The organism is Thiomonas sp. FB-Cd (assembly GCF_000733775.1).
GTDB lineage: Bacteria > Pseudomonadota > Gammaproteobacteria > Burkholderiales > Burkholderiaceae_C > Thiomonas_A.
On sequence record NZ_JPOE01000005.1, the window covers coordinates 17,231 to 34,465 of the forward strand.

Annotated in this window: 11 protein-coding genes and 1 tRNA gene; 8 read left to right on the forward strand and 4 right to left on the reverse strand. The window is 58.9% G+C overall.

The features are described from left to right. Positions 1-150: 150 nt before the first annotated feature. From CD04_RS0113690 to CD04_RS0113725, 8 genes are all read left to right on the forward strand, one after another. Positions 151-1,977 carry a class I SAM-dependent DNA methyltransferase gene (locus CD04_RS0113690; RefSeq protein ID WP_031407688.1) on the forward strand — a complete coding sequence of 609 codons (1,827 nt, stop codon included), beginning with the start codon at positions 151-153 and terminating at the stop codon, positions 1,975-1,977. Next, positions 1,974-3,227 (forward strand): restriction endonuclease subunit S, encoded by a 1,254-nt coding sequence (locus CD04_RS22720; protein WP_051849298.1) that lies wholly within the window; start codon positions 1,974-1,976, stop codon positions 3,225-3,227. The genes CD04_RS0113690 and CD04_RS22720 overlap by 4 nt, the downstream gene beginning before the upstream one ends. Beyond that, on the forward strand, positions 3,224-4,411 hold the full coding sequence (locus CD04_RS22725; RefSeq protein ID WP_051849299.1) for an HNH endonuclease: 1,188 nt from the start codon (positions 3,224-3,226) through the stop codon (positions 4,409-4,411). Before CD04_RS22720 ends, CD04_RS22725 begins: the two co-directional genes overlap by 4 nt. A 59-nt stretch (positions 4,412-4,470) precedes the next feature. Next, on the forward strand, positions 4,471-5,271 hold the full coding sequence (locus CD04_RS0113705) for a GIY-YIG nuclease family protein (RefSeq protein ID WP_231480640.1): 801 nt from the start codon (positions 4,471-4,473) through the stop codon (positions 5,269-5,271). 24 nt (positions 5,272-5,295) lie between these two features. Then, a complete protein-coding gene (locus CD04_RS0113710) occupies positions 5,296-8,397 on the forward strand; it encodes a type I restriction endonuclease subunit R (protein WP_031407696.1) in 3,102 nt (1,033 codons plus the stop codon). 24 nt (positions 8,398-8,421) lie between these two features. Then, a complete protein-coding gene (locus CD04_RS0113715; RefSeq protein WP_156030296.1) occupies positions 8,422-9,450 on the forward strand; it encodes a hypothetical protein in 1,029 nt (342 codons plus the stop codon). 101 nt (positions 9,451-9,551) lie between these two features. Next, the gene (locus CD04_RS0113720) at positions 9,552-10,433 is read left to right on the forward strand and encodes a viperin family antiviral radical SAM protein (protein WP_197033132.1); all 882 of its coding nucleotides are present in this window, start codon (positions 9,552-9,554) and stop codon (positions 10,431-10,433) included. 84 nt (positions 10,434-10,517) lie between these two features. Next, complete coding sequence (locus CD04_RS0113725; protein WP_031407701.1) at positions 10,518-10,712, forward strand: hypothetical protein; 195 nt, start codon at positions 10,518-10,520, stop codon at positions 10,710-10,712. 102 nt (positions 10,713-10,814) lie between these two features. Here the strand turns inward: CD04_RS0113725 and CD04_RS0113730 are convergent, their stop codons facing one another. The 4 genes from CD04_RS0113730 to CD04_RS0113745 form a co-directional block, all read right to left on the reverse strand. Further along, complete coding sequence (locus CD04_RS0113730) at positions 10,815-12,587, reverse strand: hypothetical protein (RefSeq protein WP_031407703.1); 1,773 nt, start codon at positions 12,585-12,587, stop codon at positions 10,815-10,817. A 674-nt stretch (positions 12,588-13,261) separates the two neighbouring features. Further along, positions 13,262-14,983 carry a site-specific integrase gene (locus tag CD04_RS0113735; protein WP_031407705.1) on the reverse strand — a complete coding sequence of 574 codons (1,722 nt, stop codon included), beginning with the start codon at positions 14,981-14,983 and terminating at the stop codon, positions 13,262-13,264. Positions 14,984-15,099: 116 nt separating this feature from the next. Beyond that, positions 15,100-15,175 (reverse strand) — tRNA-His (locus CD04_RS0113740). Positions 15,176-15,231: 56 nt separating this feature from the next. Then, entirely contained in the window at positions 15,232-17,163 is a 1,932-nt protein-coding gene (locus CD04_RS0113745; RefSeq protein WP_031407707.1) for a SurA N-terminal domain-containing protein, read from the reverse strand. Positions 17,164-17,235: the final 72 nt, after the last annotated feature.

Here is a 17,235-nt window from a genome sequence, read left to right on the forward strand (position 1 = left end):
CGCTTGGTCACATTTGCGCCAGTTACATCTCAGCCGCCGCCCGTAAACTCAGATTGGAACGAGGCGTTGCGCCAAGCAGTAGCTCAAGATGAACGAGCAAGGCGGTGGCGCCTTCGGCATCCCTCACCCAAAACTAAAACGCCCAAGCCAATGGCCCAATCCTTCTCCGAACTCGCCAACTTCATCTGGTCCGTCGCCGACATTCTGCGCGGAGACTACAAGCAGGCCGATTACGGAAAAATCATCCTGCCCTTCACCCTGCTGCGGCGTCTGGATTGCGTGCTGGAAAGCACCAAACAGGACGTGCTGGAAGAGCACAAGAAGCGCAAGACCGAGGGCATGAATCTCGACATCTTCCTCACCCGCAAGAGCAAGCAGACTTTCTACAACACCAGCCCCTTCACCGTGCCGGGGCTGCTAGCCGACCCCCAGCACATTCGCCTGAACCTCATCACCTATATCGGTGACTTCTCGTCGGAGGCGATGGATGTGTTTGCCCAGTTCAAATTCCTCGACCGCATTGGCGAGCTCGACGACAAGAACCTGCTATTTCAAATCGTCCAGAAATTTGCCGGCATCGACTTGCATCCAGATGCTGTGCCCAACGAGACCATGGGTCTGGTGTTCGAGGAACTCATCCGCAAGTTTGCAGAAGCCTCGAATGAGACCGCCGGGGAGCACTTCACCCCGCGCGAGGTCATCTCCCTCATCGTCCACTGCCTGTTTGCAGGAGACGATGAGGCGCTGGCCAAGCCGGGCGTCATCCGCTCCCTCTACGACCCCACAGCCGGCACCGGGGGCATCTTGTCCGTCGGCGAAGCGGTCGCCAGGAGTATCAATCCGTCTGCCGTCATCCGCCTCTTTGGCCAGGAACTCAACGACGAGTCCTACGCCATCTGCAAGGCCGACATGCTCATCAAGGGCCAGGACCCCAAGAACATCGTCCGGGGCAACACCCTTTCGGCAGATGGCTTCGTCGCTGAGACCTTCGACTACGGTGCCGCAAATCCGCCCTTTGGCGTCGACTGGAAGAAGGTGCAGGACGTGGTCAAGGCCGAGCACGAGCGCCGAGGCTACGCCGGACGATTCGGCCCGGGCCTGCCGCGTGTATCGGACGGCTCCCTGTTGTTCCTGATGCACCTCATCTCCAAGATGCGCCCGGCAGCCGAAGGCGGTGGGCGCATTGGCATCGTGCTCAACGGCTCGCCCCTCTTCACTGGAGATGCCGGCTCCGGGGAATCCGAAATCCGGCGCTGGGTTCTGGAGAACGACCTCCTGGACGCCATCATCGCGCTGCCCAACGACCTTTTCTACAACACGGGCATCGCCACCTACATCTGGATTCTGGACAACCACAAGCAAGGCGACCGCAAGGCCAAGGTCCAGCTCATTGACGCCACGCGCATGTACGCCAAGATGAAGAAGAGTCTGGGCAACAAGCGCGTGTACCTGACCGAAGAGCAGATTGTCGAAATCGTTGAGACGTATTCCGGCAACCTCGATGGCGCCACCTTCGGCCTGGAGTACAAGGAGCCGGTCAAAGGTAACGGCCAAGGAGCCGCAAGCGGCCAGGCCGAGGATGAACCGCCACGCGTGGTGTCCAAAATCTTCCCCAGCACCTTCTTCGGCTACCGCAAGGTGACGGTGGACCGCCCTCCGCGGCCCGGCAAGGAGGTGAAGGTCAAGAAGGGGCAGAAGCCCTACGACCCGGACCTGCGTGACACCGAGAGCATCCCGCTGGGCGAGGACATTGCCGCCTACATGCAGCGCGAGGTCCTGCCCCATGTGCCTGACGCTTACGTGAACGAGGGCGTGTGCGACGAGAAGGACGGCAAGGTCGGCAAGGTGGGCTACGAAATCAACTTCAACCGCTACTTCTATGTCTACAAGCCGCCGCGCCCTCCGGAGGTGATTGCCGAGGAAATCAAGGCGATGGAGGCAAGGTTCCTGGAGTTGATGAAGGGAGTGGTGGCGTGAGCAGTCTCACTCCGTTTAGCAGTAACTTGCCCTTGCGGCCGCTGAAATTTGTGGCGCCTCTTCGCGGTGAGAAAGTTGACGCGGTCCCTTCGGAAAGCGAATACCTTGGACTCGAGCAATTCGAGTCCTGGACGGGCCGGTTGTCGGGGGTTGAATTGCAGCAACCGCCGGAAGGTGGCGCGAATGTCTTTGCGAAAGACGATGTACTGTTCGGGAAACTTCGACCCTACCTTGCCAAGGGCTGGACAGCTGACAGGGCTGGATTCTGCACGACGGAAAGCCTTGTCTTGCGACCGCAAGAGGCCGAGCCACGCTTCCTAAGGTATTGCCTGCTCACCTCGGAATTCGTAGAGGCAGTGAACGGTTCAACCTACGGTTCGAAGATGCCGAGAGCGGACTGGTCATTCATCGGGGCGCTAAAGGTGCCGTGTCCCCCGAAACTCCTGCAAGAACGCATCGCCAACTTCCTCGACGAGAAGACGGCGCGGATTGATGCTTTGATTGCAGAGAAGGAGCGGTTGGTTGAGCGGTTACACGAGTACTGGGCGGCGATGTCTGCGGAAATGGTTGTCCGAGGTATACGGCCTTGTGCAACATATATTGAGACGGGCATCCCATGGCTGGGTGAAATTCCAAGCCATTGGCAATTGAGGTCAATGAAGAGTCTATTTCGCCTAGTCGCCGAAGCCAGCGTTGACAACCACGGATTGCAACTGTTGTCGCTCTACACCGATATTGGAGTTCGCCCGAGACAGGAGTTGGAAGAACGTGGGAATAAGGCGACGTCTACTGATGGGTACTGGATGGTCAGAAAGGACGACCTTGTAGTCAATAAGCTCCTGGCTTGGATGGGTGCAATCGCGGCGTCTAGCTACGACGGTGTCACGAGTCCAGCCTATGACATTCTCAGACATCAGGTACCTCTGAACGTTTGGTTCTACGATGCATTGTTCAGAAGTGGCATCTATTTGACGGAACTGAAGAGCAAATTCCGGGGCATCATGGACATGCGTCTACGCCTCTACTTTGAGGAATTTGGCGTAGTCAAGGTGCCTTTTCCTCCCAAGCATGAGCAGGATGAGATTGTTCTCGCCCTTCGGCAAAGGAAGGAGCGCGTAGATGGCTTGATAAGTCACTGCCGAGAACATATCGCCCGCCTCCGCGAATACCGCTCCTCGTTGATTTCCGCCGCGGTCACTGGCCAACTGAACATCGATGATTTCAAAGCTCGTCAGTTGGAGGTTGCGTGAGCATCGACAAGCGCTTCGCTCTCATCGACCGTGATGGCGACCGGCGGTATCCATACATCAAGGGCGAGAGGGGAACGGGCCGCCACGGCTTTGCGATAGGCCGTGACCGGCATGGGAAGGCGGAATACACGACGGACCTTCGACGAGTCATCCAAGCTGTCGTCCTTGAAGGGCTCGGGGTTCGAGCTAGGCCAGAGGAGTCAATCAAGGGGAAAAACGGCAACACCGTGGGACTCTCGCAGAGGGCAATCGAGAGCTACTGGCTAGCACCCGAGTTCTTTCCACTTGTCGCCCAGGCCAAATTTCAGCCAATCAATCGACAAGAGGCAAAAGGGCACGCCGAGTTTGCCAAGGCAGAGGCTGCGTTGGTGTTTTTGGAGGCGCTCACGGCAGACAACTATTCGGCCGCGCTAGACGCACTTGTTGACAAAATTTCGACTGCTCAACGCGCAGTGCTCGTCGGTCACGCATCGGCCGGAGGTCGAACGCTGTCGATGAGTGACATCGCGGAATTGGGTGGCTACGCATCCTATGAAGCTGCGAACACGCAGTACGGCGAACTCGGCAGACTCTTTGCCGACTACTTCGACCTGGACTCGCTTGAGAACGCGACTCAAGCGATAGCGACCATCGCCCCTCCCGGGGCTGATGGGCAGTGGCGCTGGAAATTGCGCCCACAGCTCGTGCAGGCCATGCTGGACCTTGGGCTCATCGAAGGCAAAGTCGACGCCTTGGGCAGAGGCGATGCGGAGCGAGAAATTGATGCAGACCCTCGAACGCAGGGCGTACCCGCGACGACTCGCCAGGCACTTATCAACGCACGTATCGGTCAGGGCGGTTACCGGCAAAGGATGCTGCATATCTGGGGCGGAAAGTGCGCCGTGTCTGGTTGCGGCCTCGAATCGGTGCTCATCGCTTCGCATGCCAAGGCGTGGAAAGACTCCAGCAACGATGAACGCCTTGATGAATACAACGGGCTGCTTCTCGCTGCATCTATCGACAGGCTCTTTGATAGCGGTCTCATAGCGTTCGGGGATGACGGTGCGCTTCTCGTGGGCTCCAAAGTCTCCAGGGAAGACCTTGCCGTAATCGGACTGTCTGGTTCGGCACGGCTTCGTTCCATCCACCCGCGCCACAAACCCTACCTTCAAGAGCACCGCAAGAAATTCGGATTTGACAAATGAGCGTTCGGCCTCAAACCATCCAAATCTTCCTTCCATCCGGCAACCCGAGTGGCATCCGCATGGCGGAAATCACCACCCGCATCGTGCGAGTCTTCGAGGTGCCCAGGCGGCTTCTGGATGATTTTTTGGCGATGCCGGAGGCGTCCCAGGTCGGCGTCTACTCCCTGGTCGGGGATGGCGACGATGCGGATATGCCGAGCCTGTACATCGGCCAGACCGGAAACGTCGGCAAGCGTCTCGCTGAGCACAACGAGAAGAAGGACTTCTGGAGTCGGGCATTGGTTATTGTGTCATTGACGAACAGTCTGACGCAGACACACGTGACCTTTCTCGAGTGGCAGTGCATCAAGGAGGCGAAACAGGTTGGTCGCTATCAACTGGAGAACGGGAATGGGGGCTCGAAGCCGCACACTCCCGCTCCCTTGGAAGCTGACTGCCTAGAAATCTACGACACCATGCGCGTGCTGGTTGCCACGCTCGGTCACCCTATTTTCGAAGCCGTGGCTAAGCCCGTGGGGGAAACCAATGCCAAAGAACTTTTCTTTTGCACAGCGGGAGGAGCGAATGCCCGCGGCGAGTACACGGCGGAGGGCTTCGTCGTCCTCAAAGGGTCCACTGGGCGATTAGAGAACGTCCCCTCCATCGCTGGCAAATCGGACGAGCGCTTCCGTCAGAAGCTGCTCGATGTGGGCGTCATGGCTGCGGAGGGTGACAAAGTGGTGTTCACCAAGGACCACTTGTTTCGCTCGCCCAGCATGGCGGCAGTGGCCCTGCTCGGACGGACAGCTAATGGCTGGGAGACATGGAAAGCATCTGATGGTCGCACGCTGCACCAAGTCATGCGACAGCCCGCCTCCTGACGACAGACGTAACACACAAGAAAAATGCCCAAGCTCTCCAACGTCCACACCGAACGCATCTTCGAGAACGAGCTCTGCGACCACCTGGCCAGCCACGGCTGGACTGTGCGCACGCACCTTCAGAACGCCACCGGCTACAGCCGAGAGCTGGCTCTGTTCCCAGATGACCTGCTGGCGTTCGTCAAGGAAACGCAAAGTGCGGAGTGGGACAAGTTCAAGGCCTGGCACAACGGCAATTCGGACTCGGTCTTTGTCAAGCGCGTGGCCGAGCAGTTGGACAAGCACGGCACCCTGCACCTGCTGCGACACGGATTCAAGGACCGGAACGCCCGCTTCACCCTGTGCCAGTTCCGCCCGGCACACAAGAAGAGCCCAGGGCTCTGGGCCTGGTACGAGCAGAACCGCCTGTCCGTCATCCGCCAGCTGCATTACAGCCTGCATAACGAAAACAGCATCGACCTGGTGCTTTTCGTCAACGGCCTGCCAGTGGCCACCGCCGAGCTCAAGACTGACCTGACCCAGAACATCACCGACGCCATCCAGCAGTACAAGAAGGACCGCCCACCGAAGGACCCCAAGAGCCGCGAGCCCGAGGCCCTGCTCCAGTTCAAGACCCGCGCCCTGGTGCACCTCGCCGTGTCCACCGACGAAGTGTTCATGGCCACCAAGCTCGATGGCCACAAGACCTTCTTCCTGCCGTTCAACCTGGGGCGCCCCGATGGCTACGGTGGCGCAAGCGCTGGCAACCCTCCAGCTCCACCCGAATATGGCTACCCCACCTATTACCTCTGGCACGACGTCTGGTCCAAGGACGTCTGGCTCGACATCCTGGGCAACTTCCTCCACTTGGAGGTCAAGACCGAGGTGGATGCCAACACAGGCGCCAAGTCGACCAAGGAAACCCTCATCTTCCCGCGCTTTCACCAGCTCGACGCCGTGCTGCGTCTGGTCAAGGCCGCCGGCGACGAAGGGGCCGGGCACGCCTATCTGGTGCAGCACTCGGCGGGCTCGGGTAAATCCAACACGATTGCCTGGAGCGCGCACCGACTGGCCAATCTGCACAACGCCCAGGACGACAAGGTTTTCGACTCGGTCATCGTCATCACTGACCGCAGGGTGCTGGACCGTCAGCTGCAGGACACCATCAGCCAGTTCGAGCACAAAGCCGGGGTGGTGCAGAAGATTGATGAAAACAGCGCCCAACTCGCCGAGGCGCTGAACAGCGGCACCCAGGTCATCATTACCACGCTGCAGAAGTTTCCCTTCATCATCGACAAGGTGGGCGCGCTCAAGGGCAAGCGCTTCGCTCTCATCATCGACGAGGCCCATTCCAGCCAATCCGGCAGCGCCGCACAAAAGCTGCGGTCCGCGCTCACCAAGGACGACAAGCCCCAGCAGACCGTGCAGGTCGAGCTCGAAGGTGAACTGCTGGACGTCGATGTCGACGTCGACATCGACCCGGAGGACCTCACCTCCGAGGACGTCATCAACGGCGTGCTCGAAGGCCGCAAGCGCCCGGAGAACGTCAGCTACTTTGCCTTCACCGCCACGCCCAAATCCAAGACGCTGGAGCTCTTTGGCCGACCGGGCGCGGACGGCAAACCCGAGGCCTTCCATGTGTATTCGATGCGCCAGGCCATCGAGGAGGGGTTCATCCTGGACGTGCTGCGCAACTACACGTCCTACAAGATGTTTTACAAGCTGGGGTCGATGGCCGACGACAAGCTCGTGCCACAGAAGAAGGCCAAGAAGGTCCTGGCCCGCTACGCCGTGCTGCACCCCTACAACATCGCCCAGAAGGTGGTGGTCATCGTCGAGCACTTCCGCCAGCACGTGGCCGCCAAGATTGGCGGCAAGGCCAAGGCCATGGTGGTCACCGACAGCCGCAAGGCCGCGGTGCGCTACAAGCTGGCGATGGACAAGTACATCAAGGAGCGCGGCTACGACAAGGACATGCGCGCCTTGGTGGCTTTCTCCGGCAACGTTGAAGACCTGGACTCCGGACCCGACCCGTTCAACGAATCCAACATGAACCCCGATATCCGCGGCAAGGACCCGGCCGAGGCGTTCAAGGAGAACGTCTACCGGGTGCTGCTGGTGGCCAACAAGTACCAGACGGGCTTTGACCAGCCGCTGCTGTACGCCATGTATGTCGACAAGCGCCTGTCGGGGGTGCTGGCCGTGCAGACGCTCTCACGCCTGAACCGCACCTACCCCGGCAAGGACGAGACTTTCGTGCTGGACTTTGTGAACAAGCCCGAGGAAATCCTGGCTGCGTTCCAGCCCTATTACCGCACGGCTCAGTTGGAAGAAGTGACGGACCCCAACATCGTGCATGAGCTCCATATCAAGCTCGACCAGGCCGGGGTCTACCTGCCGAGTGAGGTGGAGTTGTTTGCCGAGGCGTTCTTCGACCCCAAGCGCAAACAGGCCGGGCTGCACGCCTATCTCAAGCCAGCGGCGGACCGGTTCGCCGAGCTGTCGGAGACCACGCCCGAAGACGCCAACCAGTTCCGCAAGGACCTGGGGACGTTCCTGCGCGTGTATGACTTCCTGTCGCAAATCGTCCCCTACGACGACCCTGACCTGGAGAAGCTCTACGCCTTCGGCAAGAACCTGATGCCGCGCATCCTCGAACGCGGTTCATCGAGCATCCTCGAGCTGGACTCCGACGTGCGCCTGACACATTACCGGCTACAGAAAATCGGCGAGCAGACCCTGGACCTGGCCTCTGGCGAAGTGGTCAAGCTCAAGCCCGTGTCCGAGGCGGGAACAGGCGCGGCAGATGAGGACGAAAAAAAACAGCTTGCCGAAATCGTGGGCGTGATGAATGACTTGTTCTCAGGCAATCTGACCGAAGGCGACATGGTCGGCTACGTGACCACCATCACGGAAAAGCTGATGGAAAGCGAAGCCCTGGCCGAGCAGGCGCGCAACAACAGCGAGCAGCAGTTCGCCCTTGGGTCTTTCAAGGACATCATGACCGACGCCATCATTGACAGCCAAGACGGGCACAACGCTATTGCGGGTCAGTTGCTCAAGGACGAGCGAGTGTTCACGGCGATGCTGGGGATGCTGGCAAGGCAGGTCTACAGGGCGTTTTCCACACGCAACTTGAGCACTTAAGAAGGCCTCTTTCTCATACCACTCATGCACCGCAACGAAGCTGCTGAAAATTTTGCCCAAACCCAAGCCATCGAATGCGCCGCGGACTGGCTCAATGCCGCAGCGTATTTACTTAATAGGTTTATCGCCTCATCAGGACCAATAAATTTCGACGAGCCATCAACGGACTCCTTTCAAAAAATTCTGCATCCTCAAACATGTCGGATTCGCCGCTATATTGCCGCGTTATCGAGACTTACCTTTGACGCGGAGAAGCCGACAATGACTCCGCAGACGGATGGCGCTCATTCGATTCTCAAAAGTCTATTTGAGCTGTATGTCGAGGCTGCACTTTGCCTCACCTATAAAGATATCTTTGGCATTGAACCGGACCCCGCCGGCCACTATCTTCATCAGCGAGTTTATCTGTACGCTTCTTTCGTCAAGATGCGCTCCAATTATCAAAAGTACTTCTCATCAAGGGAACTTATAAACAAACTAACCAAACCAGAAACTCTTGCGAAAATACCGCGACCGGAACGCGAATATCTGATGCGCGGGCAAGGTGCCGCGGAAGCCGAACTAAAAAACACTGCAATATTACTGCAATATTCGGATACCCGCTATTCCAAGGTAAATCACTGGTTTCCCGAACGCGACATGCATGGAGCCTATTTCACTCACCGCGAGAAGGACAAAAGTCATGAGCGGGCCAAGGATGTCGGCTCCGTTGCATGGCGTTGCAAGGCAATTCTTGCAAAGCACTATCCAGTCCCGGCCCTTCGGGACCTGTGGCCAATCTTTTACGACAATTATTACGATATCCTCAATCAGCGGACACATCCAAGTCTTGGCTTTGACGAGACGTTTCGGACTGAGGCTGAGAGAATTTTTGATTATGCAGAGCAGCTTGTTGGGACAAGGTTGATTTTCCAACGATGCATCACTCCCATGTTGAGCGAAGCATTTTCGAAATGGTGGCGCCCTCCTGATGAACTCATAAGGGCGCTCAATGAATACGACAAAGCCGCGACAGAGCTCGTATTGAATTTTGGGCCGCAGGTGCGCCGATAGAAGGCTTGCTAAGCTGCCCTGGCCGAGGCATAATGAAAAAGTGCCTCGACGAAACTTCAGAGTTGACAACCACTCATTGGTCAACTTTCTGGAGAGTTTCAATGAGTGCAGCATCAGCGCAAGAGTCGTCCATCACGGCTTTGAATTTTCATGTGTGGCAACCATGCAACATGGCTTGCCGGTATTGCTTTGCGCAGTTCGATGACCAAGTTCCGCAATTGCGAAGGGATAAGCAGGAACTTAGAGAACGTGCGCTAGCCGTCGTCGAGGCGGCGGCATCCGCTGGAATTCAGAAGCTTACGCTTGTGGGCGGCGAGCCCACGCTCTGTCCGTGGCTCAAAGACCTCTTAGAGGCAGCCATTACCAGGGGCATGGTGACAATGATTGTCACCAATGGCACCAAAGTCGATGAGGCGTGGCTGCAGAGGCACGCCGAATGCTTGAACTGGGCAGCCGTCAGCGTAGACAGCTTGGATGCGGGTACAAATTCGCGGATTGGGCGGCGAGTGGGCGCGGGGAGTGCACCCGATAGGGATTACTACGGGAAGCTCTTTCGTTTGCTCAACGCAGCTGGCATTCGGACGAAGGTTAATACCGTCGTATCTGCTCAGAATTGGCAAGAAGATTTTGTGCCCTTCTTGTCCAAAGCGCGGCCCGAGCGCTGGAAAATCTTCCAAGCCCTCCACATTCGAGGTGAGAACGACTCCGCCTTTCCTGAATTCTCCGTTTCGATTGAACAGTTCCAGTCGTTTATTGAAAGGCATGAAAAGCTCGAACGCCTACTCACCATCGCCGCGGAGGGTAGCGATGACATGCTCGGCTCTTATTTAATGGTTGACCCCTTGGGCCGCTTCGTGACTAACATCGGCGGAATCTATGCATACAGCAAGCCCATCTGGGATGTTGGATGGAAGGCAGCGATTGCAGAAGCACAATTCGATTCGAAAAAATTCGTTGAACGCGGTGGCATATATAACTGGTAATGTCTAGTTGAGGCGCAGAGTGTCCCGCGAGACCGTCGCCACGGGCTACAGCTTTGCCGATGCTTGGCGGCGGGCTCGCTGGAGATGGATAGCGACACCGAATCCCGGCTGCGCATCACGGAAGGCGACGGCTTCGGGCGCATCCGCCCTGTGCAGGTGGCGGATGGGTCGGGGGCTGATGCCAAGCGAGAGCGGGTGGACAGTGACACGGTTCACCCCGCTGTTGGACCGGAGGGCGACAAGCGATGCCTGCCGCTGCCGCAACTTGAAGTTCGGTGACAGACACGAACGTGCCATCGCGCAAAAAAATGGGGTGCAGCCTCACGGCCGCACCCCGCATCACAATCAGTTCACCCGCACCCGCCAACCTGCCCTGCCCGCTTACGCGGCCATGGGTTCCGGAAAGTCGTAGTCATCGCCTTGCGGCTCCAGCACGTCGCGAGGCATGTCGAGCATCACCACCCGCTGAGGCACCCTGGCGAATTTCTGGGTGGAGGCCATCGCGCCTGGCAGGCGCATCAGCACATCCTTCCATCCACCGAGAGCCCAGTCAGTCCCGGTCATCAGCCGTTTGATTCCCTGGTGCTGCTCGGAACTGCACACGGCGAGTTTCCAGCTTGCGCTGGGACGGACCCACAGAGCGCGGACGCCGAACTCCTCGAGCTGTCTGCTCAACTGCTCGCGGTGTTCGTTGTCCTGGGCGTGCACGATGTTCGTGAGCACGTCACGAATCGTCATGTGCGCCTTTTCCTTCGCCCCATTGACCATGCGGAACATGGCCACCTTGCGGCTGAGCAGGACGCCGAGGCAAGCCTCAGCATCCCTCTCGACCACCACGTGCGCGGGCACGCCGAGGTCCATTTCGGCGATGACGGCACGCAGTTCCTCGGGCGAAGCGATGCCCTTGCGGGTCAAGGCGACGTAGCCCGCAACGAGCGGCGCGTACTTGTCCGCGATGCGAGCTTCGTGCCCGAGGGCGATGAGCATGGAACGCGCATCAGCCAAGGCCTCGCGCATCACATCCCACCGGTCCACGAGCAGGCGCCGAAGGCGTGCACCCAACGCCACCGCATCGCCACTGCGGGCGATGTCAAGTAGTGGTTCGTATCGCACGCGCGATGCCTCCGGTAGCGGCTGCAGCACAAGCCTGACCGTCCGACTCTCGGTTGCCGCATTGAAGGCCGGCAAACCGATGCCCGTCACCAGCACACCAGCCGGGGCATTGAAATACCGCGTCCGGCCACCGTTGACCCGCATGAGTCGCGCCACGGAAGTCGCGCTGAACTGCAAACGCAGAAGTTCGGCGAACTGCTCGAGGGCAGCCTTCTTCGACCCTCGCGCTTCGACCTCGTCAACGATGAGTGCCGCCGCCGAATGTTCCAGCGCATAAATCGTCTGGGCCATCGTCGGCACACCATCGCGGCGGATGGCCTGCGGCCCCAGCAACGCACCGAGAAACTCGATGAGCGTGGTCTTGCCGGAGCCACGCTCCGCGGTGATGGCCAGGATGGGGCGGTGGGAGAGGACGGTCCCAAAGAAAGCCGAGACAACCCAACCCACCACCTTCATCCAGTCGCCCAGCGCGGAAAGACCGAAGCTGGCCAGCACGCGCAGCACGCTTTGGACATCGTCCTCAGACGCGCAGGGCGTGTCCAAGGCAAAACCAAGGTCCGCACCGCTTTGATAGACGGGCTGCCCTTTGCGACGCTCCAGCGAGACCGGCTTGCCGCTCGGGGAGGTGACTTGTTGGCCAAAATTCACCACCAGGTCATCGCCCTCGCGGTACAGGCCGGGCCCGCGCACGTCTTTGAAGTCGAAGAGCCCCAGGCGGTCGCATTCCTCGGCAATCGCCTCGGTGAGCGCCTTGGCGTCCTCGACCTCCTCGCGCAGTTCTGGGTCGTACACCGTGCAGGTCTTGCACGCCTCCCGGCCAAGCCAGACCTGGAGTTTGCCGATTCGTAAATCGTTGGCGCGCAGTGTCACGAGTTGGCCGGTTTTCAGCGACAGCACGACATAGCTGCCTTCCAGCGTATGCCCCATCGGCACCCAGCCGCCTTCGGGGACAACAAGATTCGCGACATGTGCGGCAGTGGCGATGCGCTTCTCTGGGGAAGGAATTTTCTTCGGCGTGCCAAAAAAACTCAGGATTTTCATGTTTTCTCTCCATCGGGGGCTCGGGATGAGCCCCAATGACCGACGAGTTCTGCACCCCCTGATACAGGCGCAGAAAACAGCTCTTGGCTACGCATCGGTGGTCTCCACGCATCTTGCGTCGTACAGATATGCGAGACCTGACTGCGCAAGCGCAGTCGATTCCAAATCAAGGGAGGCGCTTTTCAGGGCGCGTCCCTGGCGCTCTTCGTCAGCTGCCGCATCAGCACGATGCGGAGTACGGGGTGTCTGATTGTGAAAGAACGTTTGTCACGTCGTACCCGTGTAACCGTGACGACCTGACATCGCGCTGAACGCAGGGCCAGAATAGGCCGGCCGAACCCCCTCGCCTAGGGGGCGATACCCAGCAGAAGCACAAAACCCTCGATTGCGTGAAAAATTTCACGCAATCGAGGGCATCTCGACAGGCTATCTAAACCGCCTTCCTACACTTGTCTCCCCCCGACCCCATCTGGAGACCCGCCTCAATCGAGCGTCGTGTCGCTGCTGGTCGATGGCGTCGTGCTCCGCCTGGCGCTGCACCAGCCGTCCGTTCATGCTCCGCGAGCGACTCGACATGCCCGCTCTCGCGCCTGCTGCTGCCAAAAGGCACGTAGGAGTTCGTGGACGTGTGATAGGCCCAGAGGCACCCACGCGCGCCCCATTCTTTCCCTGTTTCAGTCCTCGCCCTTCAGGCTTACGGAGCCGCGTCCCGGCTCCCATGGCCGGGCAGGGATGGCTGCGAACTGTATGCGGGAGAAGTACATAGCTAAGCGATTGAACGGCAGGTCAGAGCCGTAACCATCGGTCACGTGGCCGTCCCCAGTTGTGTGTCCAAGCAGGCGCTGAAGGTACTTGCTCGGCACCCCGGCCGCCTCGAGCGTGTCCTTCATGCAGTGGCGAAACGAGTACAGCACCTTGCGCTTGTCGGTAATGCCGAGCGCGCGCTTGTAGCGCCCGAAGAACTTCGAGAACGAACCCGAAAGCTTTCCGTGGAAGTCTTTCTTGAGTGCCGGGAAGAAGACGGTCGCCTTGCGCTCGCGCAGCCATTCGACATACCGCAACAGACCCAGTTCGATGAGCCTCGGTGCCACCGGCACGCGCCGGACAGACACAGCGTTTTTGAGCGTGCGGCGGTGCGACTCGGGCACCTCGTTGTCGAAGAGGTCCACGTCGTCATCGGACAGGCGGTCTACGATGCTCAACGACCAACCCAATTTCGGGTCGTGGACGAGGTCACTCAACGCCAGGCCGGCGAGCTCCTCCGGCCGAGCTCCGGTGTAAAACATCAACAGCGGAATCCAGTAGCTGGCCTCGCCTGACTGCCCCCTCGACCGCTTGTGCTGCGTGAAAACCTCAGAGCCAAAAATTGTTTGCAGGTCGGTGACATCGAAGGGAAGACGGCGCTTCTTGCGCTTCTTGGCGCTGCTCTCCTTCACGCCCAGAGTCCCAGCCGCTGGATTGCTCTTCAGGACGTGCTTCCCTACGGCAACTCTGTAAATGCCCCGGATTTTGGTAAGACGCTCGTTGAGCGTGGAGACTTCGAGACGAGGCCGCATGTCCTCCACAAAGGCCGTCATCAGCTCCGGCGTAACTTCTCCGGGCATTTGCACTCCCCGGGCCTTCGCAAATTTCTGTAGGTCGCGCCACGGTGTCTGCGACGCAATAGTGGTCGGTTTCGGTCGATTGTCGACATAGACGCGCCAAGTCTCAAACGCCATGTCCCATGTGGGCAGTTTGGGGTTTACCGGCGCACGCTCAGGCGCAATGATGGTCAGCGGATGCTGCACGGCCGGCGCGACCTTGTCTGTATCGACGATATCGCCGCGCTGCCGCTTGAGCTGGTGCTCGAGCGTTTCGATGACGGTGCGGAGAAAGGCGTAGCTGGCGCGTTTAGCCTCGTCCAGGTCGGGGTTGAAGTCCAGCCCGCAGAGGTAGAGGAAACCGTGCAGCGCTGGAAAAATGTTCAGGCTCTTTCCCTGGGCCAGCATCCGCCCAAGCTCGGCACGCTGCTCGGTGAGCTTCTCGCCCAACTCATCAAATTCGTCATCGTCGAGGCCCGCTTGGCGCCGCTGCTCGTCGGTCATCAACACCTGCCGTAGCCAAAACTTGGCGACGGCCTGGAGTTGCTCGTCATCAAGCTTGGCAATGCTCTTCGGCGTCAGCGATGCCTGACTCAGGTTGAGTTCCTGACGTTTCTGACGAAACTCCGCGTCAATGCGGGTGTTCTCAGCTCGAGCCAGTTCCTTGGCAAAACGGCGGTCTGCCGTGCCGAGGCTTCGGACAATATGCTCTTGATGTGGGGGGTACGCCGCACGGAGGGCAGCGGGGATGCGGCGACGCACGTACAGATTGCCGTGCTTGCCACGTGCATAGACATTTTCCGAAATTGACTTCAAGGCCTGCTCCACAAGGGTTGTGTGACAGACCGTGTAGCAACCGACTTTTAGCCTTAAAGAAGCAAGGCCTTGATTCCGTGAGAAATCAAGGCCTTGCGCGTACTGCTAATGTTCTTTGGGGTGGCTGATGGGACTCGAACCCACGACGACAGGAATCACAATCCTGGACTCTACCAACTGAGCTACAGCCACCACAGAACTGGACATTATATGCGGCTCGGCGAGCCACATCATGCCAGCCGAACCGCTCAACCGGTCGCGCGTGCGGGAATTTTGTAAAGCACCTCAACTCCATAGCGCTTTTTGAGGCTGTCGATATAGGCCTCGGTCACCGCTCGCGAGAGAATTTGACTCATCGTACCCTGCTGGGCCCGCAATTGCTCCGCATCCGGCGTTGAATTGCTGACGCTGTCGATCGAAACGATTGCATAGCCCTGACCCGGAAGGACGACTCCCGTCAGCGCAGGAAGCGTGGCCGGCGACAATTGAAAAGCAGCAGCTACCACGGGTGGGGGCACGGCTGCATCCTTGGATGGTCGATCCTGCGAAATTTCGAGGGGTGCACCCCATGGCGGCTGTGCCTTGCCTTGCTTGGCAGCGATCAAGGCTTCCTCGCCGGCTTTGGTTGCGAGATTCGCTGACTGCACCCGAACGAGCAAGTCGCGTGCTTTGGACTGCGCCTGAGAAAACCCAAGCGTGGTGGCGGGCTGATAACTCACGATACGGCCTGACACCAGGGTGTTGGACCCGATATCCACGGCAGGGATGTTGCGCTTGTCTCGCACGCTGTTCTCACTGAACAACGCCTGCAGAAACTTTGCATTGGCAAGTGGGTCAGTCTTCGCATCCCCGGGGTTTGGTGTCGGAGTGACACCTTGTGCCGTGCGCACCTCGAGGTGCAATTTGTCGGCAACATCGGCAAAGCTGCGGCTGTCTTCGTAAACCATGTTTTTGAATTGATCGGCCACGTCGGCAAAGCGCGCCTGAGCCGCTTGGTCCTCCAACTGGCTCTTAATCTCGCCCTGAACCTGCGCAAGCGTCTTTTGCTCGGCTGGCTTGATGCCGGTGAGCTCAATAATGTGATATCCGTACTGGGACTTGACCGGCCCCACAATCTCGCCCACTTTGTGCATCGCGAACACTGCGTCGGCAAAAGGCTTAACCATGCCATCGCGCGTGAAGTAGCCGAGGTTTCCACCATCCGGCGCTGAGCCGGGATCTTGCGAATCGCGCTTGGCAATGGCAGCGAACTGCGCCGGATCGCTATGCAATTGCGCCAGAATCTTGTCGGCCTGCGCCTTGGCCGCTTGCTCCTGAGCAGGCGTTGGGTTCGGCGGCAACGCGATCAGAATATGGCTCGCCTTGCGCTGCTCGGGTGAATTGAACTGTCCGATGTGCTTCTCGTAATACGCCTTGACCTCCTCCGGCGTGACCGTGACAGACTTCCGCACAGCAGTTGGGTCCAATACAACGTACTGAACGGTTGCCTGCTGGGGCACTTGAAACGATTGCAGATGCGCCTTGTAGAAGGCCTCCACCTCGGCAGCGGTGGGCTGCACTTGCGACGCGTAGTCACTTGCCTGGTAAAGCGCGACTCTCACCTGTCTCCTCTGATTCTGCCAGGCATAAAGCTGCCCCGCGATGGCCTTGCTTTCGATGACCGACTCGCCAATGCCGCCCAGCGCCTGTTGCAACAACAGTTGCTCACGTACCTGCGCCTCGAACTGCCCGGTACTCATGCCTTGCGCTTCAATCAGTTTGCGATACGCGTCCAAGTCAAAGCTGCCGTCGCGTTTGCGCAGGGCGGCGATCTGCGGAATTTGCAGGATCGCCTGCTGCACGTCACTGTCGCTCACGGCCAGATGCTGCTTGCGCACAGCCACTTGCAACACCAGCTGCCGAATCATGCCGTCGAGGGTACGCATCTTGGCCTCGGGCGTATCGAGCGACTTGATATCAGCAGACGCGCCGAGCGCTTGCTGCATGCGTGCCACTTCACTGCGTTGGGCAGCGTCAAGCTCCTGCATGCTGATCGGGATGCCATCCACCTTTGCCGCCACGTTGCCGCTGCCGCTAAAGCGGTCATAGCCCTGGATACCGAAGAGCACGAACGACGGGAAAATCAGCAAAAAGAGGATGAGTTGCAGCAGCTTGGTGTGCTTGCGGACGAAATCAAACATGGAGAGGCTCGCTGGATGCGTTCACATCGCGAAGTGCAATGGGAGGATATCTGCCAAAAAACAAAAGGCGAA